Source organism: Cyanobium sp. NIES-981 (genome assembly GCF_900088535.1).
In the GTDB taxonomy this organism is placed as follows: Bacteria; Cyanobacteriota; Cyanobacteriia; order PCC-6307; family Cyanobiaceae; genus NIES-981.
Genome location: NZ_LT578417.1, coordinates 503,096 through 520,743 on the forward strand (window position 1 = coordinate 503,096; position 17,648 = coordinate 520,743).

22 protein-coding genes, 1 tRNA gene and 1 riboswitch are annotated in these 17,648 nt (G+C 69.6%); of the genes, 13 read left to right on the forward strand and 10 right to left on the reverse strand.

The genetic code is table 11. The annotated features are described in order from the left end of the window. The first annotated feature begins 66 nt into the window (after nt 1-66). Complete coding sequence (metG, locus tag CBM981_RS02600; RefSeq protein WP_087067135.1) at nt 67-1,671, forward strand: methionine--tRNA ligase; 1,605 nt, start codon at nt 67-69, stop codon at nt 1,669-1,671. A gap of 14 nt (nt 1,672-1,685) precedes the next feature. Next, a complete protein-coding gene (lptC, locus tag CBM981_RS02605) occupies nt 1,686-2,822 on the forward strand; it encodes an LPS export ABC transporter periplasmic protein LptC (RefSeq protein ID WP_087067136.1) in 1,137 nt (378 codons plus the stop codon). On the opposite strand, the gene CBM981_RS02610 is transcribed toward lptC, so the two are convergent. Then, the gene (locus tag CBM981_RS02610) at nt 2,743-3,423 is read right to left on the reverse strand and encodes a cofactor assembly of complex C subunit B (protein ID WP_087067137.1); all 681 of its coding nucleotides are present in this window, start codon (nt 3,421-3,423) and stop codon (nt 2,743-2,745) included. The genes lptC and CBM981_RS02610 overlap by 80 nt on opposite strands. 154 nt (nt 3,424-3,577) lie before the next feature. Between CBM981_RS02610 and psb32 the strand changes: the two genes are divergently transcribed. From psb32 to CBM981_RS02640, 6 genes are all read left to right on the forward strand, one after another. After that, entirely contained in the window at nt 3,578-4,255 is a 678-nt protein-coding gene (psb32, locus tag CBM981_RS02615; RefSeq protein WP_369801681.1) for a photosystem II repair protein Psb32, read from the forward strand. Between the two features lie 6 nt (nt 4,256-4,261). After that, nucleotides 4,262-5,407 carry a proton extrusion protein PcxA gene (gene pxcA, locus CBM981_RS02620; protein ID WP_087067139.1) on the forward strand — a complete coding sequence of 382 codons (1,146 nt, stop codon included), beginning with the start codon at nt 4,262-4,264 and terminating at the stop codon, nt 5,405-5,407. 2 nt (nt 5,408-5,409) lie between these two features. Next, complete coding sequence (cobU, locus tag CBM981_RS02625; RefSeq protein ID WP_087067140.1) at nt 5,410-5,958, forward strand: bifunctional adenosylcobinamide kinase/adenosylcobinamide-phosphate guanylyltransferase; 549 nt, start codon at nt 5,410-5,412, stop codon at nt 5,956-5,958. 16 nt (nt 5,959-5,974) lie between these two features. Next, nucleotides 5,975-6,463 carry a tRNA (cytidine(34)-2'-O)-methyltransferase gene (locus CBM981_RS02630; protein WP_087067141.1) on the forward strand — a complete coding sequence of 163 codons (489 nt, stop codon included), beginning with the start codon at nt 5,975-5,977 and terminating at the stop codon, nt 6,461-6,463. A 202-nt stretch (nt 6,464-6,665) separates the two neighbouring features. Beyond that, a complete protein-coding gene (locus CBM981_RS02635) occupies nt 6,666-7,697 on the forward strand; it encodes a peptidoglycan DD-metalloendopeptidase family protein (protein ID WP_087067142.1) in 1,032 nt (343 codons plus the stop codon). Nucleotides 7,698-7,715: 18 nt separating this feature from the next. Then, nucleotides 7,716-7,789 (forward strand) — tRNA-Met (locus CBM981_RS02640). Nucleotides 7,790-8,090: 301 nt separating this feature from the next. Here CBM981_RS02640 and CBM981_RS02645 read toward each other — a convergent pair. Then, nucleotides 8,091-8,435: a hypothetical protein gene (locus tag CBM981_RS02645; protein ID WP_087067143.1), complete on the reverse strand. Its 345-nt coding sequence runs from the start codon at nt 8,433-8,435 to the stop codon at nt 8,091-8,093. A gap of 144 nt (nt 8,436-8,579) precedes the next feature. Here CBM981_RS02645 and CBM981_RS02650 point away from each other — a divergent pair, with 144 nt between their 5' ends. After that, nucleotides 8,580-9,170: a peroxiredoxin gene (locus tag CBM981_RS02650; protein ID WP_087067144.1), complete on the forward strand. Its 591-nt coding sequence runs from the start codon at nt 8,580-8,582 to the stop codon at nt 9,168-9,170. 88 nt (nt 9,171-9,258) lie between these two features. Here the strand turns inward: CBM981_RS02650 and purQ are convergent, their stop codons facing one another. After that, the gene (gene purQ / locus CBM981_RS02655; RefSeq protein ID WP_087067145.1) at nt 9,259-9,912 is read right to left on the reverse strand and encodes a phosphoribosylformylglycinamidine synthase subunit PurQ; all 654 of its coding nucleotides are present in this window, start codon (nt 9,910-9,912) and stop codon (nt 9,259-9,261) included. After that, complete coding sequence (gene purS, locus CBM981_RS02660) at nt 9,909-10,196, reverse strand: phosphoribosylformylglycinamidine synthase subunit PurS (protein WP_087067146.1); 288 nt, start codon at nt 10,194-10,196, stop codon at nt 9,909-9,911. Before purS ends, purQ begins: the two co-directional genes overlap by 4 nt. 90 nt (nt 10,197-10,286) lie before the next feature. Here purS and CBM981_RS02665 point away from each other — a divergent pair, with 90 nt between their 5' ends. Next, entirely contained in the window at nt 10,287-10,706 is a 420-nt protein-coding gene (locus tag CBM981_RS02665) for a hypothetical protein (RefSeq protein ID WP_087067147.1), read from the forward strand. On the opposite strand, the gene cobW is transcribed toward CBM981_RS02665, so the two are convergent. The 3 genes from cobW to CBM981_RS02680 form a co-directional block, all read right to left on the reverse strand. Next, entirely contained in the window at nt 10,703-11,782 is a 1,080-nt protein-coding gene (gene cobW / locus CBM981_RS02670; protein ID WP_087067148.1) for a cobalamin biosynthesis protein CobW, read from the reverse strand. The genes CBM981_RS02665 and cobW overlap by 4 nt on opposite strands. Before the next feature lie 9 nt (nt 11,783-11,791). Beyond that, nucleotides 11,792-12,406 (reverse strand): HupE/UreJ family protein, encoded by a 615-nt coding sequence (locus tag CBM981_RS02675; RefSeq protein ID WP_087067149.1) that lies wholly within the window; start codon nt 12,404-12,406, stop codon nt 11,792-11,794. A gap of 14 nt (nt 12,407-12,420) precedes the next feature. Then, nucleotides 12,421-12,575: riboswitch (cobalamin riboswitch) on the reverse strand. 27 nt (nt 12,576-12,602) lie between these two features. Continuing rightward, nucleotides 12,603-13,124 (reverse strand): pentapeptide repeat-containing protein, encoded by a 522-nt coding sequence (locus tag CBM981_RS02680; RefSeq protein ID WP_087067150.1) that lies wholly within the window; start codon nt 13,122-13,124, stop codon nt 12,603-12,605. Nucleotides 13,125-13,163: 39 nt separating this feature from the next. Here CBM981_RS02680 and CBM981_RS02685 point away from each other — a divergent pair, with 39 nt between their 5' ends. Genes CBM981_RS02685 through ilvD form a run of 3 tightly spaced genes read left to right on the forward strand, consistent with a single transcriptional unit; the run spans nt 13,164 to nt 15,911 of the window. Beyond that, nucleotides 13,164-13,826, forward strand: a complete 663-nt coding sequence (locus CBM981_RS02685) for a uracil phosphoribosyltransferase (protein WP_087069137.1) — start codon at nt 13,164-13,166, stop codon at nt 13,824-13,826. Nucleotides 13,827-13,850: 24 nt separating this feature from the next. Further along, entirely contained in the window at nt 13,851-14,210 is a 360-nt protein-coding gene (locus CBM981_RS02690; RefSeq protein WP_225867494.1) for a hypothetical protein, read from the forward strand. 30 nt (nt 14,211-14,240) lie between these two features. After that, on the forward strand, nt 14,241-15,911 hold the full coding sequence (ilvD, locus tag CBM981_RS02695; RefSeq protein ID WP_087067151.1) for a dihydroxy-acid dehydratase: 1,671 nt from the start codon (nt 14,241-14,243) through the stop codon (nt 15,909-15,911). A gap of 49 nt (nt 15,912-15,960) precedes the next feature. On the opposite strand, the gene CBM981_RS02700 is transcribed toward ilvD, so the two are convergent. From CBM981_RS02700 to pgl, 3 genes are read right to left on the reverse strand one after another with little or no spacing between them, the layout of a single operon-like run. Further along, nucleotides 15,961-16,383, reverse strand: coding sequence for a hypothetical protein (locus CBM981_RS02700; protein WP_087067152.1), 423 nt, complete (start codon nt 16,381-16,383; stop codon nt 15,961-15,963). Next, nucleotides 16,370-16,912 (reverse strand): CIA30 family protein, encoded by a 543-nt coding sequence (locus CBM981_RS02705; RefSeq protein WP_087067153.1) that lies wholly within the window; start codon nt 16,910-16,912, stop codon nt 16,370-16,372. The genes CBM981_RS02700 and CBM981_RS02705 overlap by 14 nt, the downstream gene beginning before the upstream one ends. Continuing rightward, nucleotides 16,909-17,646 carry a 6-phosphogluconolactonase gene (gene pgl, locus CBM981_RS02710; protein WP_087067154.1) on the reverse strand — a complete coding sequence of 246 codons (738 nt, stop codon included), beginning with the start codon at nt 17,644-17,646 and terminating at the stop codon, nt 16,909-16,911. Before pgl ends, CBM981_RS02705 begins: the two co-directional genes overlap by 4 nt. Nucleotides 17,647-17,648: the final 2 nt, after the last annotated feature.

The following is a 17,648-nucleotide window of genomic DNA, read 5'->3' on the forward strand; positions in this document are numbered from 1 at the left end:
GCTGCAGCGGCGCAACGAGCCCGGAGTACCGCGAGCCCGGAGTACCGCCGGACCATCCCCCGCCGCATGTCTTACACCCTCACCACCCCGCTCTACTACGTCAACGATCGCGCCCATCTGGGCAGCACGTACACCACCCTGGCCTGCGATGCGATCGCCCGTTACCAGCGGCTGTGCGGGCAGGAGGTGGTGTTCATCACCGGCTGTGATGAGCATGGGCAGAAGATCCAGCGCACTGCCGAGGCCGCCGGGGTGAGCCCCCAGGACCACTGCGACCGGGTCAGTGCGGGCTACCGCGACCTCTGGGAGCGCTGGCAGATCAGCCACGACCGCTTCATCCGCACCACCGATCCCCGCCACCGGGAGCTGGTGGCCCAGTTCTTCGCCCGGGTGGAGGCGAAGGGCGATGTGGTGGAAGGCCGGCAGCAGGGCTGGTACTGCGTGGCCTGCGAGGAGTTCAAGGACGATCCCCACGAGGCTCAGGACCCGGAATGCTCCACCCACCGCCGCCCCCTGGAGTGGCGCGATGAGGTGAATCTGTTCTTCCGGCTGTCCCGCTACCAGCGCGAGATCGAAGCGCTCATCGCTCAGCCGGGCTTCATTCAGCCGCCCAGCCGGCGCCGCGAGGTGGAGAATTTCGTGGCCCAGGGCCTGCGGGATTTCTCCATCTCCAGGATCGACCTGCCCTGGGGGATCCCGGTGCCCGGCCATCCCGGCCACACCTTCTACGTGTGGTTCGATGCCCTGCTCGGCTACCTCTCCGCCCTGCTCCAGGCCGAGGGCAGTGCGCCGGCGGAGCCCGTCGCCCTGGACACCCTGCTGCAACGGGGGTGGCCGGCCCAGCTGCACGTGATCGGCAAGGACATCCTGCGCTTCCATGCCGTGTACTGGCCCGCCATGCTGCTCTCGGCCGGACTGCCCTTGCCGGAGCGGGTGTTCGGCCATGGCTTTCTCACCCGGGAAGGCCAGAAGATGGGCAAATCCCTGGGCAACGTGCTGGATCCGGACGTGTTGCTGGAGCGTTGCGGCCGCGACGCCGTGCGCTGGTACCTGCTGCGGGACATCCCCTTTGGTGAAGATGGGGATTTCCAGCAGCAGCGCTTCACGGATCTGGTCAACAACGACCTGGCCAACACGATCGGCAATCTGCTCAACCGCACCAGCTCGATGGCACGCAAGTGGTTCGATGCGGCCGTTCCCCCCGCCGGCGACGCCCTCTCGGCGGAGCATCCCCTGGCCCTGGCCGCCCGCCTGGCCGGCCAGCAGGCCTGCGATGGCCTCGATGCCCTTGATTTCCGCCGGGCGGCCGAGGCGGTGCTGCAGCTGGCGACCGCGGCGAATGGCTACCTCAATGACCGGGCTCCCTGGAAGCAGATGAAGCTCCCCGACCAGGAGGTGCGCGTGGGGGCCGACCTCTATGCGGTGCTGGAAGCGGCCCGCTGGCTGGCGGTGCTGCTGGCGCCGCTGGTGCCCGATCTCTCGGCACGCATGCTCCAGCAACTCGGCCTGGAGCCCTTCCCCAGCGGCACCGACGCCTCGCCGGCTCCACCCTCCCCAGGACAGCCCACTGCCTGGCTCGCCGCCCAGCGGTGGGGCGGGCTGCCGGCCGGTCAGGCCCTGCCGCCGCCCGAACCGGTGCTGCTCCGTCTTGAACTCGATGCTCCGCTGTGAGCTGCCGTCACCCCATGGCCACGGGCCTCGGGCTCACCCTCCTGCTCGCCTCCTGTGCCAGCCCCCCAGCCGAGCCTGAAGCTGCCCCCCCCTTCGTGTTCCGCAGCCTCGATCTGCGCCAGCAGGATGGAGAGGGCAGGACGCTGTGGGAGCTGACCAGCCCGGAAACGCGGTACGACCTCAGCCGCCGCGTGGCCCAGGCCCGGGATCTGCGGGGCGTGCTCTACAGCCAGGGCAAACCCCTCTACCGCTTCACCGCCGCCAACGGGGTGGTGCTCAACGATGGCGAGCTGGTGCAGCTGGAGGGCCCGACCCGGGTGCAGCGGCTCGAAGGCGGTGAGCGGCCCCTGGTGATCACGGCCCTTCGCGTGCGCTGGTACCCGGCACGCAAGCTGATGGAGCTCGATCGCGCTCCGGTCGCCACCCAGGATGACCTGCGCCTCACCAGCCGGCGGGTGCGCTTCCTGATCGGTGAGGATCGCCTGGAGCTGGTGGGGACCCCCACCCTCGTGCGCTCGGGCGTGGATCCCCTGCGTCTGGTGCTCAGCCGGGCGGATTGGTCGCCCGGCAGCGGCGCCCTGCGGGGCCGGGGGCCCGTGCAGGGGGAGCGCGCCGTGCCGGACCGGCCTCCCCAGCGCCTTACGGCCCCCTCGCTCACCGCCAACACCCGCAGCCGCACGATCGACCTGCAGGCCCCGGTGCGGGTGGTGGATCCCGGCCAGAAGGGAGAGCTCCTGGCCCGCAGCACCCGAATGGACCTGCAACGCCGGCTGATCACCAGCGACGAACCCTTCGAGGGGCGACTGGGCCAGTCCACGCTGCGCGGGACCGGGTTCGCGCTCAATTTCGCCAGCACCACGGTGGTGGTGCCCTCCGCCTGCCAGCTGAACCAGCCCGGCGAAAGCCTGCGGGCGGAGCGCTGCCAGTGGAACTGGGCCACGGGAGCTGTGGAGGCCAGCGGCGATGTGACCCTCCGCCGGCGGGAGAACGACCAGGTGACCCGGGCCGAACGGCTCACCGCCAGGGCGGAGAAGGACGGTTTCGTGCAGTTCGGCGGGCCCGGTGCGCGGGTCAGGACCCAGCTGCGGCTTCCGGAGGCTCCGGGCCGGCCGCGGGACGGTCGGGCTGCACCCGCTCCAATCGGGTTGTGAGCCGCTGGGCCCAGCCCTCGAGCCAGGTGAGATCGCTGCGACTGAAACAGCGCACGGACCAGCCGCCCACCAGCAGCAACCCCTGCTCGCCCAGGGGCTGCACCACCACGGCGGGCAGCCCGGGCAGCAGGGTCTCGAATTCGGCGCGTCCTGGATAGAGGCGCAGGTTCACCAGCGACACCGGTTGCTGCCGCGCCAGAGCACGGGCGCAGATGGCGCCAGGGTGGAAGGGCGTGGCCGTCAGCAGGCCCCGGCGCAGCAGCGTTTCTCCCCGCCACTGCACGAGCACGACGGCCGCCGGGGTGGCCGTCAGCAGCATCTGGCTGCCCCAGCCCAGCTCTTCCGCCACCTCAGCGGGCAGAGCCTCAGCGAGCACCAGGCCCTCGTCGCCGGGCAGCGCGGCCCTGGCCGCTGCTTCCGGCGTCGCCCGTGTCCACAGCACCCCCACCAGCATCAACCCCACCGCCAGCAGGCTGGCCAGCACCCCGGCCCGCTCCAGGGGCGGTGTCAGCCCCTCGGCGCTGAGCTGGTTCAGCACCACCAGGGCCAGCCCGAGGACGCCGCTCCCCAGGGCGGTGCGGGCGGGTGCAGGGAGGCTCATGGCTGCTGGGGCGACAGGCCAGGCTGAAGCAGGCAAACTAGGGACACGCGCGCCGCCCGACTTGTTCCTGCCCCAGGCCCTGTTCCGCCCAGCCCCCCGCAGTCCCCTGGCCGTGCGGCAACAATCCGTGCGCCAGCGAGTCGTGCAGCCGCGAATCGTGCAGCAGCGCATCGTGCGGCGCTGCTGGGCGGCGCTGGCCAGCCTGCTGCTGTGGCTGGGAGCGGCCGCCCCCGCCCTGGCCGTCTCCGCCAGCTCCTTCCCGGACAGCCCGCCCCAGGAGCGGGTCCTCGATACGGCGGCCGTGCTCAGCCGTGCCGCCAACGCCGAAGTGAGCCGCCAGCTGGAAGCGCTGGAGGCGGAGCGGGTGAACGCCCACCTGATCACCCTCACCCGCCTCGACTACGGCCTGAGCCTGCCGCAGCTGGGCGAGCAGGTGCTGGAGCGCTGGCAGGCAGGCGGCGGCGGTGAAGGCCAGCTGCTCTTCCTGATCGACAGCCAGACCAACACCGCCGCGGTGGTGGCATCCCCGGAACTGGAAGGCCAGCTCAGCCCGGGGCTCCTGCGCAGCACCGCCCGCGCCACCATGGCCCAGCCCATCCGTGACGGCGCCCGCTTCCGCCAGGCCAGTCTCGATGGCATCAGTCGGCTGCAGACCGTGCTCCAGGGCGGGGAGGATCCCGGTGAGCCCGTGGTGGCGGAGGTGGAAGCGCTCCCCACCAACGTTCCGACCCGGGAGGAGACCGCCGAAAGCAACGCCTTCACCTGGGTGGTGGTGCTGCTCGTGGTCGGTACCGTGGTGCCGATGGCCACCTGGTGGGTCTTCTCCCGCTGATTCCCCATGGGCCTCACCGATTGGCTTGGCGCCTTCGGTCGTGCCGAAGCGAGTGACCTCAGCCATCATCTCGAGCGCGGCTATGAGGCGGCGCTGCTGATCCAGAGCATCGAGCTCGAGCATTACAACGACCGCCCGGTGCGGCCCGAGCTGGAACTGGCCCTGCCCCGGGGTGTGCAGGACCAGGTGCTGCGCCGCTTCCGCGCCGCCCTCGAGGTGTGCAGGCAGAGCCTGGCGGTGCTGGAGCCCAGCCGCGGCGAGCTGCTGGGCCAGGAACTGCGGCAGCTGCAGCTGATCGAGACCGTGGTGGGCCGCTACGACCCGCGCCGCCAGCCCCTGCCGGCCATCAGCCGCTCGCCCGAGGTGCTGCCCCGCAGCCTGCTGGGGGTGGTGGATCAGGTGCGCCGCCAGCTCGACCCCAAGGCCGAAGCCAACATGGTGGCCGGTTTCCGACGGCGCCGCGATTCAACGCTGGTGTCGCTGCGGATCCTGCTGCTAATGGTGCTGGTGCCGGTGCTGCTGCAGCAGGTGAGCCGCACCTACGTGGTGTCTCCCCTGGTGGATCGCTATGCGCCCGATCACGGCTTCCTGAGCTACCCCCGCCCCCAGCTGGAGGAGCGGGCCGTGGAGCGGCTGCGGGTGTACCGCGCCGAGATCGAGTTCGATGCCCTGCTCACCGGCAGCCGCCTGCCCACCACCGACGAGCTGCACCAGAAGCTGGCCGAGAGGGCCCAGGAACTCAAGGAGGAGGCCGATCAGGCCAGCACCCACGCGATCAAGAACGTGCTGGCCGATCTCGCCGGCCTGGGGGGGTTCGTGCTGGTCTGCCTCTTCTGGCGGCGCGATCTCCAGGTGCTGCGCGGCTTTGTGGATGAACTGGTGTACGGCCTGAGTGACAGTGCCAAGGCCTTCGCGATCATCCTCTTCACCGACATCTTCGTGGGGTTCCACAGCCCGGAAGGCTGGACCGTGCTGCTGGATGGGGTGGCCCACCACCTGGGACTGCCGGCCCAGGAGAACTTCATCATGCTGTTCATCGCCACCTTTCCGGTGGTGCTGGCCACCGTGTTCAAGTACTGGATCTTCCGCTACCTCAACCGGGTGTCGCCCTCCTCGGTGGCAACCCTGCGCAACATGAACGGTGGTGGTTGAGCGTGCAGCCTGAGCCCCGCTGCCAGCTGGTCACCGGTGCGGCCCGCAGTGGAAAGAGCCGCTGGGCCGAACATCTCGCCGCCGCCCATTCCGGCCCCGTGCTGTATCTCGCCACGGCCGATCCCCGGCCCGAGGATCCGCTCTGGCAGGCACGCCTGCAGGCCCATCGGCAGCGCCGGCCGGCCGGCTGGCGTCTGCGGGAGGTGCAGGCCGATCTGGCCGATGCCCTGAGGCAGCTGCAACCCGCGGAGCTGGCCCTGGTCGATGCCCTGGGCACCTGGGTGGCGTGGGGGCTGGACCAGTCCGAGTGCCAGTGGCGCCGCCACTGTGATGAGCTCAGCGGCGCCCTGGCGGCCTGCCCCGGCCAGGTGATCCTGGTGAGTGAACAGACCGGCTGGGGTGTGGTGCCTCCCACGGCCATCGGCGGTCTGTTCCGCGATCGCCTCGGTGAACTGGAGCAGCAGCTGGTTCGGCAGTGCCAGCGTTGCTGGCTGGTCGTGGCTGGCCGCGCCCTGGACCTGGCCGCCATCAGTCAGGCCGTGCCCCGCTGACGATCTCCCGCCGACCATGCCCCGGGTTGTGCTCTACCAGCCCCAGATTCCGCCCAACACGGGCAATGTGGCCCGCACCTGTGCCGCCACGGCCCAGGAGCTGCACCTGGTGGGCCCGCTCGGCTTCGAGATCAGCGATCGCACGCTCCGCAGGGCCGGCCTGGACTACTGGCCCTACGTGGCCCTCACCGTGCATCCGGATTGGCAGGCCTTCGACCGCCAGCGCCGCCTGCAGGGCGGCCGGCTGCTGGCCCTCAGCGCCCACGGCAGCACCCCGTACACCGCCTTCCCCTTCCAGCCCGACGACTGGCTGCTGTTCGGCCGCGAAACCGATGGTCTGCCCCAGGCCAGGCTCGAGCAGGCCGACGCCCTGCTCACCATCCCGATGCGGCGATCGCGTCACCACCCCGAAGGAGGCGTGCGCAGCCTCAATCTCTCCGTGGCGGTGGGCGTGGTGCTCTTCGAGGCCCTGCGCCAGGAGAACGGCCCGCCCGATCGGTGCTGATGCTCGCTGCGGCCTGCTCCAGGGGCCAGGGCGCGAGGTGCTGGATCACCTGGCTGATTCCCTCCACAGCCTGGAGTTTGTCCTCTGCTCCCACCGTGTCTGTAGGCGGCCGCACTTGTACCACCCAGGTCTGTCCGCTACTGTCTGCGCGGTTCAGAGATCTCGGCTTCTCTACTGAGCCTTGTCGTTTGGGGAACCTTTGATGAAGCCTTTGACATCAATCAAAACCTCCCTGTTGCTCACCGCCGCCCTGGCCGCCGGGCTGCCTGCCGTCACCCAGGCCTTCGGGGCAGCGGAAAGCGAAGATCCAAGTGTGGATCAGCTGCTGGCCTCGCTTCCCTCAGCCAGCACCGACAAGCTCTGGGTGAAGGTGCGTCGCCCCGTCACCCTGGATGAGCTCTCCCGCGACCTCAGGGTCCAGCCCGATCGCCTCGCCACCCTCAACGATGTCGACTCCGGTCACCGGTTCGACCGGGGCGACTGGCTGGTGGTTCCGTCCCAGCAGACCAGGGCCGTGAAGCTGCTGGCGGCGATCGACACCACAGAGCTGCGCCGTACCCCTCCCCTGCAGACCCCTCCGCCGGTGCAGTCCACCGGGGTGGTGCGCCTGGGCGACACCGTGATGAAGATCGCCCAGCGCTACGGCCTCACCATGGCGGAGCTCCTCCGCCTCAACCCCGGCCTGCAGACGGCGCGTCTGGTCGCCGGCAACGAGGTGCAGCTGGTGCAGGCTGCACCGGTGCGTCAGCGTGCCGTTCTTGGTCTCAAGCCCTCCACCAGTGGCGGTCTGAGCTGGCCCCAGATCCCGGGGGTGGAGACCGAGCCGGGCCAGCCTGGAGGCAGCCCCACGGCCGACGGCTGGATCTGGCCCACCAAGGGTGTGTTCACCTCGGGCTACGGCTGGCGCTGGGGGCGCATGCACAAGGGGATTGACGTGGCCAACAACGTGGGCACCCCGATCGTGGCCGCCCGTGCCGGCCGTGTCGTGTTCTCGGGCTGGCACGACGGAGGCTACGGCTATCTGGTGACCATCGCCCACCCCGATGGCAGCCGTTCCCTCTATGCCCACAACAGCCGTCTGATGGTGTCCGCAGGCCAGGAGGTGGCCCAGGGAACCCTGATTTCCCTGATGGGAAGCACGGGCCGCAGCACCGGTCCCCACCTGCATTTCGAGATCCATCCCCCGTCCAGGGGTGCGGCCAATCCGCTCCAGTTTCTGCCCCCCCGCGCCTGATACACTCGACCCCATCACGGCTCGGTAGCTCAGCTGGTTAGAGCGTGGGATTCATAACCCCAAGGTCGGGAGTTCAAGTCTCCCCCGAGCCATTGTGATGGGTACCGCCATCGTGCGGTGCCACTTTTTGTGTGCCGGTGTTGTTGCCCAGGCAGGCGCTCACCCTGGCAATGGTGCCTCCAACATCAACGCGTTGGGATCCATCATCAACCCGTTGGGATCAGCCTGGACGCGGCTCCTGCCTGGAGCTGCGGTTCCTGCCACTCCGTTCCCCGCAGGGGCGACCGTGCCCTGTCTGCCGAGACCGCAGGTCCCGTGCCGTGAGCAGTCCCCGCAATCGAGCAGTGTCGTGCCGGAAGTGCCGCTGCTGGGTGGAGGGTCCTGCGGCTGTCTTCAACGGAGTTCGATGGCGTTGAGGCGTTCGCGAAACGTGGCGGAAGTGGATTCCTCTCCCCCCTCATCCGCCAGGGACCTGGTGGATTCAGCCAGCGTCGCTTCACTCATCACCACGGGGAAGGCCGCAGCCGCCTGGGCGGCGGCAATGGTGCGGCGGCTGCGGCCGGAACCACGCGATTCCATGGCCCGGATCAGGCCCTTGCTGCGGTTCACTTCGCCGATGGTCTCACCCTCCTTGGGGCGCACGAGTGGGTTGGCCTTCAGCTCACTCCGCAGCTGGCTGAGCAGCCGGAAATGCCCGGTGGTGTTGTAGCGGCGCAGAACGCTCGGGTCCCAGCCCATGGAGATGACAGTCGCAGTGGGGCCAGCCTATGGCGTGGCCAGCGGCGGGCTGTGATAAATTGTAGGATGTAACTGGAAGTCGATACGAGTACGCTCAGGCGTCTGCGTCGCGGCCTCCCTGTTCGTTTCACCCTGCGCTCATCTATGACCCGGCTTGTCGGCCTGCCCGCTCCAGACTTCACGGCCACCGCCGTGGTGGACCAGGAGTTCCAGACGGTGTCCCTGTCCCAGTACCGCGGCAAGTACGTGGTGCTTTTCTTCTATCCGCTGGACTTCACCTTTGTGTGCCCCACGGAGATCACGGCCTTCTCCGATCGCTACGGCGAGTTCACCAGCAAGAACACCGAGGTGCTCGGGGTGTCTGTGGACAGTGAGTTCAGCCACCTGGCCTGGATCCAGACCGACCGCAAAAATGGTGGACTCGGCTCCTGCGCCTACCCCCTGGTGGCCGATCTCAAAAAAGAGATCGCCAGCGCCTACAACGTGCTGGACGAGGACGCCGGCGTGGCGTTGCGGGGTCTTTTCATCATCGATCCCGATGGCGTGATCATGCACAGCACCATCAACAATCTGCCCGTGGGTCGCAGTGTTGACGAAACCCTGCGGGTGCTGCAGGCCTTCCAGTACGTGCAATCCCACCCCGATGAGGTGTGCCCCGCCAACTGGCAGCCCGGCGACAAGACCATGAATCCCGACCCCGTCAAGTCGAAGGATTTCTTCGCCGCCGTCAACTGAGTCAGCATCTCCGGCCGCGGCTCACCGCCCGGAGCACCCAGGGCCCCTGCCGGGGCCCTTTTTCATGCCGCTTGCCACGCCCAGCGACTCAACCCAGCAGGCTCTGCAGCAGACGGCGACCATCGATCCCTCCTGTGGCCGGATCGCAGGCTCGTTCCGGGTGGGGCATCAGACCGAGCACGTTGCCGCGGGGGTTGCAGAGCCCCGCCACGTTCCCCATCGAGCCATTGGGGTTCGCGGCGTACCGCAGCACCACCTGTCCGTTCTCCTCGAGGGCACGCAGTTGGTCGTCGGCCACCTGGAAGCGACCTTCGCCATGGGCGATCGGCAGCGCGATCCGCTCTCCCTTCCCGTAGCCCTGCAACCAGCGGCAGATGCCCGGATCGACCTGGAGCGGTGCCGGTTCGCAGAGGAAATGAAGACGGGCGTTGCGGGTGAGTGCCCCCGGCAGCAGACCCATTTCCGTCAGCACCTGAAAGCCGTTGCAGATGCCGAGCACCGGGCCACCGTTCTGGGCGAAGTGTCTTACGGCCTCCAGCACCGGGGCGAAGCGGGCGATCGCGCCGCAGCGGAGGTAGTCGCCGTAGCTGAAGCCTCCGGGCAGAACCACGGCATCCAGGCCGCCCAGATCGCGCTCCTCATGCCAGAGGAAGCGGGTGGCCACACCCAGACACCCTTCCAGGGCCCAGCGCACATCCCGGTCGCAGTTCGAGCCGGGAAACACCACGATGCCCACGGTCATCCCTGCTGCCCCCCGGACACTGCCTGGCCGGACACTTCCTGAAGGTCGAGGGTCCAGTTCTCGATGACGGGATTGGCCAGCAGGCGGTCACTGAGCAGTTCGAGCTGCTGGCGCGCCGTGGCGACATCCGGCGCCTCGAGCTCCACCTCGATCGCCTTGCCGATGCGCAGCCTCCGCACCGTGCCCACGCCGAGGCGGGCGGCGGCGGCACGGGTGGCCTCGCCGGCGGGATCGAGAACCGATGGACGCAGAGAGACCTGAACGCGGGCGTTGTAGACGGGCACGGCGCAGCCGGAGTTTGTTAAATCTTGGCAGCCCATGGCGCCCTGTTCCCTGGCGCGGGGCAGCTTGAAGAGGTAGCCGCGGGGCGCACCATGCCGTTCCTCCTGGGCCAGGCCTCCGGTGGGAGCGCCCAGCAGAGCCGGTTCTGGAGGCTTCTGCTTCTGGTGGCCTTGCAGGTCGCGGTTCTTCCGATCGGTTCGGCCACGGCCCAGGACATGGCGGCCGCTGCAGCAACGCCGCTGGCTGAGCCGATTCAGCTGCGTTGCCGCGACCGCAACGGTCCCTGGGCTGATTGCCATCTCCAGGTGGAGGAGATCGGCAGGCGCTGGCGTCTGCTTCTCGACGGTCAGAGCATCGAATTCCGCCACGACGGGCGCGGCAGCGTCACGATGCAACGGCACAGAACAGGGGAGCCGGCCACCACCTGGGTGCCGGTGGAACCGCGCTGGAGCGAGGAGCAGGCCCTCTGCTGGGACGGCATCTGCGCCCAGGGGGATCTCCCCCTCGACTAGGTCGCTTCCAGGGTCTGCCGCAGGGACGCCTCCAGCCCCGTGGCGTCAAGTCCGAAGCCCAGCATCACCAGTTCCAGGGTCCCCGCTGGCATCTCTCGGGCGGGCTGATCGCCGGATCCCCCGGCCTCGAACCAGCTCTCGAGCCGGGGACCCACCGCCTGGATCATCAGTGGCCGGGCCTTGCCTGGAAGGAGCAGCCGCCCTTTCACCCTCACCAGGCCGCTCTCACGGCAGAGCTGGGCCACGGCCGCTTCCACCTGGGGCCGGCTCCAGACGCCCATCAGCCGGAGCGCCACGGCATCCATGGCCACATGGCTGTGGTCATGGTCGTGGGGCTCCCCGGCCTCCAGGAGGTGGTCGTCGTCGCGGCCGTGGAGCCCCAGCACCAGGGCGGGGTCGATCCGGCCCCGCTCCATCGGAACAATCGGGGTTCCAGGCCGGACCAGGGCCTCCACCCGCCGCCGCACCCGTTCCAGACCGGCGGCGTCGAGGCCATCGGCCCGGCTCACCAGCACAAGGTCGGCACACTCCAGCTGCTCGGCGAACAACTCGTCGATCGCACTGGCATGGTCCAGGCTTGGATCCGCCTGACGCTGGGCCTCCAGGGCCCCGGGATCCGCCACCACAGCCCCCTGGGCCAGCGCTTCACCGTCCACCACGGTGACCACACCATTGACCCGGGTGCGCGAGCGGATCTCGGGCCAGCCGAACGCCGCCACCAGCGGCTCCGGCAAGGCCAGGCCGCTGGTCTCCACCACGATGCCGTCCAGCTGGTCTGCTCTCTGCAGCAGCAGTTCCATGCTGGGCAGAAAGTCGTCCTGCACGGTGCAGCACAGGCATCCGTTGGCCAGCTCCACCAGGCGCTGGTCGATCTCGTCCTCAGGGCAGAAGCCGCAGCTGCGCAGCAGATCCCCGTCGAGCCCCACCTCACCGAATTCATTCACCAGCACCGCGAGGCGCTGGCCACCCCTGGTGAGCAGTTGCCGCAGAAGCGTGGTCTTGCCCGCACCGAGGAAGCCGGTCACCACGGTGACGGGCAGCCGCCGGGGCGAGGGCGGCACGACTGGCGTTGTCATGGAGGCTCCTCAGCTCACAGCATTGGAGAGGGCAAGGGAGGCACTGGCACCCACCAGCAGCAGCCCCGACCAGCGCAGCCCACGCGCCGGGATCCTGGCGGTGAGGCGCCGCAGCAGCGCCAGGGCGAACACCAGCAGGGCGGCCTGGCTGAGCAGCAGCCCGGCGGCGTAGAAGCCGATGGGCATGGCGGTCCATCCCAGCACGGAGCCGCTGAGCACGTAGCCATGCACGCCCATGCACGGCAGCAGCACGGTGGTCGGCAGCCACCTCCACAGCACCAGGGCCACCACCGCCAGGGTGCCGGCCACGATGAGCTCGGCGCCGGGAAGGCCCGGGGCGAGCAACCCGGCCAGACTCCCCAGCATCCCGACGGCCAGCAGGGTCAGCATCCAGAGGCCGCGACGCTGCAGACCCACCAGGGAGAGGGCCAGCAGGAAGAGCAGATGATCAGGGCCGATCACGGGGTGGAGCAATCCGCTCACCAGGCCGTTCAGGGGTGTCGGCTGCAGTGCATTGACATCGAGCAGGTGGTGGGCCCTGGCGGGCAGGCCGAGCGACAGGGCCGCGCCAGCCGCCGCCAGGGGCAGGCCTGCCGCCCATGGGGCTCTGATGGAAAAGGACATGGTTCGGTCCGCGCCGAGAGTTCAGGAAATCCGGCGGGCGTTCTGACTGGGCACAGGGAGCCAGGCTCGATCTGCCTTCACAGCTGCGGGACAGTGCCGGTCTTTCACCGGCTTTCCCCGTTGCCTCCGCTGGCTGATCACCAGCGGAACCGGACCCCGATCCTATGGGCAGGGCCCCGGACCACCCCCAGCGGCCTCAGCGGCAGGCCAGGCTGTCGCGGGTCGCGACTCCGGTGCTGGGATTCACACCCGTGGCGCGGGCACACAGGGCCTTCTGCTCGGGCAGGTCCAGAACGGCGTCACTGAAGTCAGCCCCGGTGATGCTGCTGCCCTTGAAGCGGCTCTGCATCAGCATGGCGTTGCGCAGGATGGCCCCTTCCAGGTTGCTGTCATCGAAGCGGGTCGCGTAGGCCACCACGTCCTCCAGATTGGCGGCGCTCAGGTTCGCCTCGCGCAGCGAACTGCCGTTGAACACGGCTCCGCGCAGGTCGGCCTCGCTGAAGTCGAAGCCCTCCAGGCTCGCCTTGAGGAACTCCTGCTGGCGCAGGTTGCGGCCATGCATGTCGGGTTGGAGATCCTGCAGGGCCCTCTGGCCCCGCAGTTCAGGAGCCGTGATCGCCTGAGCGGCCGGCGTCGAGCCGATCAGCACCACGCCCAGCAGGCAGGCCGCCACCAGCTGGCGGCCCAGGGTCAGCAGCAAGGAACGGAGGCGGCCCATCGGCACACAACTACGGTGAAGCCTCAACTTATGGCAACCATGGGGATGACCCTGCGGGTGGTGGTTCCTCCCCACCCCCTGATCGGCCACTGGCTCAGCGTGCTGCGCAACCGGCACACCCCCCCTGCCGTGTACGCCACGGCCACGGCGGAGCTGGGCCGCTGGCTCACCTATGAGGCCCTGCGCGACTGGCTGCCCCAGCGCAGCACCCCGATCGAGGGATGCCTGGGGGCTACCGAGGGCAGGGTGGTGGATCCGGGGGTGCCGCTCCTGGCCCTGCCCGTTCTCACCGCCGGCCTGGGCCTGTGGGACGGGGCTCGCCAGGTGCTGCCCGCCGCCCGGGTGCAGCATGTGGACCGCTGCGGCAGCACCCTGCCGGCATCGATCGAGAGCCGTTGCGGTGTGCTGGTCTTCGCCCCTGAAGTGGCCACGGGCCACAGCCTGGTGGCTCTGCTGGAGCAGCTGGAACGGCGTGGCGTGAGCGGAGACCGCCTGCGGGTGGTCGCGACCCTGGCCTCCGGGCCTGGCCTCTCCTTGCTCGGTGAGCGCTTTCCCTGGCTCACCCTTTACACCAGCTGCGTGGATCCGGGTCTCACCGAACGGCAGGAGATCGAACCTGGGATCGGCAGGGTGGCCGAGCGCCTGTTCGCCCTGCCCGCCACGCCAGCGGCCGACGCTGCTGTGGCGGGCACCACTGCCTAGGCTTGGGGCAGTTCCAGGCTGCAGATGGCAGGCCCGCATGCGGAATCCGGCGCCTCGCGCGGCCGATCGTCCACCTACCCGGCGGCCGCTGCGGCGGGGGATTCCTCGGCCCTGCTGATCAGCGCCCTGGCCGGTGCCGTGATCGGCGCGGCGGGACTGGCCTGGTGGTTGCTCTCGGAAGCCGAGAAGCGGCGCCTCCGCGGCCGCCAGCAGCGCGCCCTGCGCCTCTCCCGGCTGCAGGACAGCGGCGGTGGGCTCGACGAACCGACGGCGCTCCCGGGCTCCGAACGGAATGACCGCGAGCTGCACGACAAGGTGCATCAACTCAACGAGGCCATCGACGCCGTGCGTCGCCAGCTCGAGGCGATGGCCACCGGCCGGTAGGTTGCCTGGCAGGCACTTTCCGCTGCGGCCATGCTCCGTTCCGATGCGATCACCCAGGGCGTTCAGCGTTCGCCCAACCGGGCCATGCTGCGGGCCGTGGGCTTCGGTGATGACGACTTCGGAAAGCCGATCATCGGCATCGCCAACGGCTACAGCACCATCACGCCCTGCAACCTGGGGCTCAACGACCTCACCCGGCGAGCCGAGCAGGCCGCCCATGCCGCCGGGGCCATGCCCCAGACCTTCGGCACCATCACGGTGAGCGATGGCATCTCCATGGGCACCGAGGGGATGAAGTATTCCCTGGTGAGCCGCGAGGTGATCGCCGATTCGATCGAAACCGCCTGCAATGCGCAGAGCATGGATGGTCTGCTCGCGGTCGGCGGCTGCGACAAGAACATGCCGGGAGCCATGCTGGCGATGGCCCGGATGAACATTCCGGCGATCTTCGTGTATGGCGGCACGATCAAGCCCGGCAAGCTCGGCCCCTGTGACCTCACGGTGGTGAGCGCCTTCGAGGCCGTGGGCCAGTTCTCGGGGGGCCGCATCGATGCGGCGGAACTGCTGGCGATCGAAAAGAACGCCTGCCCCGGTGCCGGCAGCTGCGGCGGCATGTTCACCGCCAACACGATGAGCTCGGCCTTCGAAGTGCTGGGCCTCAGCCTCCCCTACAGCTCCACCATGGCGGCGGAGGATCCGGAGAAGGCCGAGAGCGCGGCCCGTTCCGCCGAGGTGCTGGTGCGGGCCATCGCCGCGGGCATCCGTCCCCGCGACCTGCTCACCCGGGAAGCCTTCGAGAACGCCATCAGCGTGATCATGGCCGTGGGCGGCTCCACCAACTCGGTGCTGCACCTGCTGGCCATCGCCCGCACCGCTGGCGTGGAACTCAGCATCGACGACTTCGAGAAGATCCGCCAGCGCGTGCCGGTGATCTGCGATCTCAAGCCCAGCGGCCGCTACGTGACGGTGGATCTGCACCGGGCCGGCGGCATCCCCCAGGTGATGAAGCTGCTGCTCGACGCCGGTCTGCTGCACGGCGATTGCCGCACGATCGAAGGCAAGTCCCTCCGCGAGGTGCTGGCCTCGGTGCCGAGCGTCCCCCCCGCCGATCAGGACGTGATCCGTCCGCTCAGCAACCCCCTCTATGCCAAGGGGCACCTGGCCATCCTCAAGGGCAATCTGGCCGAAGAAGGGGCGGTGGCCAAGATCTCCGGGGTCAAGACCCCCGTGATCACCGGTCCGGCCCGGGTGTTCGAGAGCGAGGAAGCGAGCCTGGCCGCCATCCTGGATGGCCAGATCCAGCCGGGGGATGTGGTGGTGGTGCGCAACGAGGGGCCGGTGGGTGGGCCCGGCATGCGCGAGATGCTCAGTCCCACGGCCGCCATCATCGGCCAGGGGCTGGGCGAGAGCGTGGCCCTGATCACCGATGGCCGCTTCTCCGGCGGCTCCTACGGCCTGGTGGTGGGCCATGTGGCCCCGGAAGCCGCCGTGGGGGGAACGATCGGCCTGGTGCAGGAGGGGGACAGCATCACCGTGGATGCCAACCAGCTGCTGATCCAGCTGAATGTGCCCGAGCAGGAACTGGCCGCGCGGCGGGCCGCCTGGGTGAAGCCCGAGCCCCGCTACCGCACGGGGGTGCTCGGCAAGTACGCCCGGCTGGTGAGCAGCAGCAGCCTGGGGGCTGTGACCGATCTGCCTTGAAGGGGCGCCCACCGCTCGCCCGAAGGTCGCTGCTGAGCCCAGCTCCAGGTCAGGGAACGGGCGGGCTCAGCAGGGCCCGCAACCGGCGGCCCAGGGCCTCCAGGGCAGCACCTTCGGGGGGACAGGCGCACCGTTCCCCCGTTTCCGGCCGCATCCAGACCGGATGCTGGCCATGCCAGAGCATCGGCCGCCCCGGGTCCTCCGTCCAGGCCAGCGTGAGATTGAGGCCAGTGCCGCTGCGGTAGAGCTCCAGCTCCAGGTCGTCCTGCGGCCGTCGTTCACCCGCAGGGCTGCGCGCTTCGAGCTTGAGGCAGCAGTCATCCACCGGCCCCAGCCCGGCCGCTGCCGCCCCGGGCTGGGTGAGCACGGGGAGCACGGCATGGCGCAGCGGTTTGCGACACAGATCAGCCGCGGCGGCCACCAGTTGCGCCAGATCCGTGTTCGGCGCCGGCCCGGGATCAGGGGTAGGCACGGATCGCCTGGAGCAGGAAGCTGATCGCGCCGGGCCGGAACCCGGCATTCGGCGTGCCGTCGTCGCCGAAGCGGGAGTGCAGCAGCTGCAGCCGGTTCACCCGGCCGGCATCGAAACGCAGGGGCAGGCCGACGGGACGGGCCCGTACGGAGGGCCGCAGGCTGGCGAACGGCAGGCGCACCTGGCTGAAGCCGCTGGCCTCGGTGCCGAATTCCGCCACCCAGCGCAGACCTCCCGGGATCAGTTCCGTGAGCCCGCCGACGCCGTCCGCACAGCCCACGGCGAGCTTGAAGCGGCGGCCGTGGCCCTCCAGATCGATCTCCAGCCCCTCGCTGCCGGAAAGGTCGAGGGGGGGCGAGAACAGCGGAGAGCGGCAGCTCACGAAGCCGCCCCCCTCGGCCACCAGCTCACCCTGGAAGCGCAACCCGGCAGGACCCACCGCACAGTCGCCCTGGCTGCGGCCGCCCATGATCGTGTCGTTCAGCGCATGCCAGCCACTGAAACCATCGGCGGAAGCAATCGGGATCAAGGCTGCAGCAACGAGGCTGCCGCATTGTCGGCCAGAACCAGGATCGGCGTGGAGGGTCGCACCAGCCTGGCGGGGGTGCGCTCCGGGCTCTCGCTCGGATCCAGCAGACGCCGCAGCGCCTCGGCCTTGCCCGCACCGCTCACCAGAAAGAGCACCCTGCGCGCCGCCGACAGGATCGGTGCCGTGAGGGTCACCCGAGGCAGACCCTTGCCTTCACCGACGGTGACGAGGGCATCGCGAACCCGGGTGGCCTCCGTCCCCGGAAACAGCGACGCCGTATGGCCATCGTCCCCGAGGCCCAGCAGCGCCAGATCCAGCAGGGGCGGCTCCCCGGGGCACAGCAGCCGCAGCAGCTGGGAGTAGGCCCGGGCACCCTCCTCCGGCGTGTCCCGATCCGTGGGTACGGGGTGCAGGCAGGCGCTGCGTCCGGGTGGCTGAGCGAGCAGGGTCTGCCGCAGCATGCGGGCGTTGCTGGAGGGATCCTCGGCCTCTACCCAGCGCTCATCGCCCAGCACCACATCCACCCGGTCCCACGCCAGATGTTCCTGCCCCAGGTGCACGTAGCTGGCCTCCGGCGTGCTGCCTCCGGCCAGGGCGATCTGGCAGCGATCGCGCTGGGCCAGGGCCAGATCGATTGTGGTGGCCATCAGCTCGGCGGCGCGGCGGGCCAGCGGTTCGCCGCTGGCACAGAGCTCCAGGGTGTAGGCCGGATCCAGGGGAGAAGAGGGGGCCATGG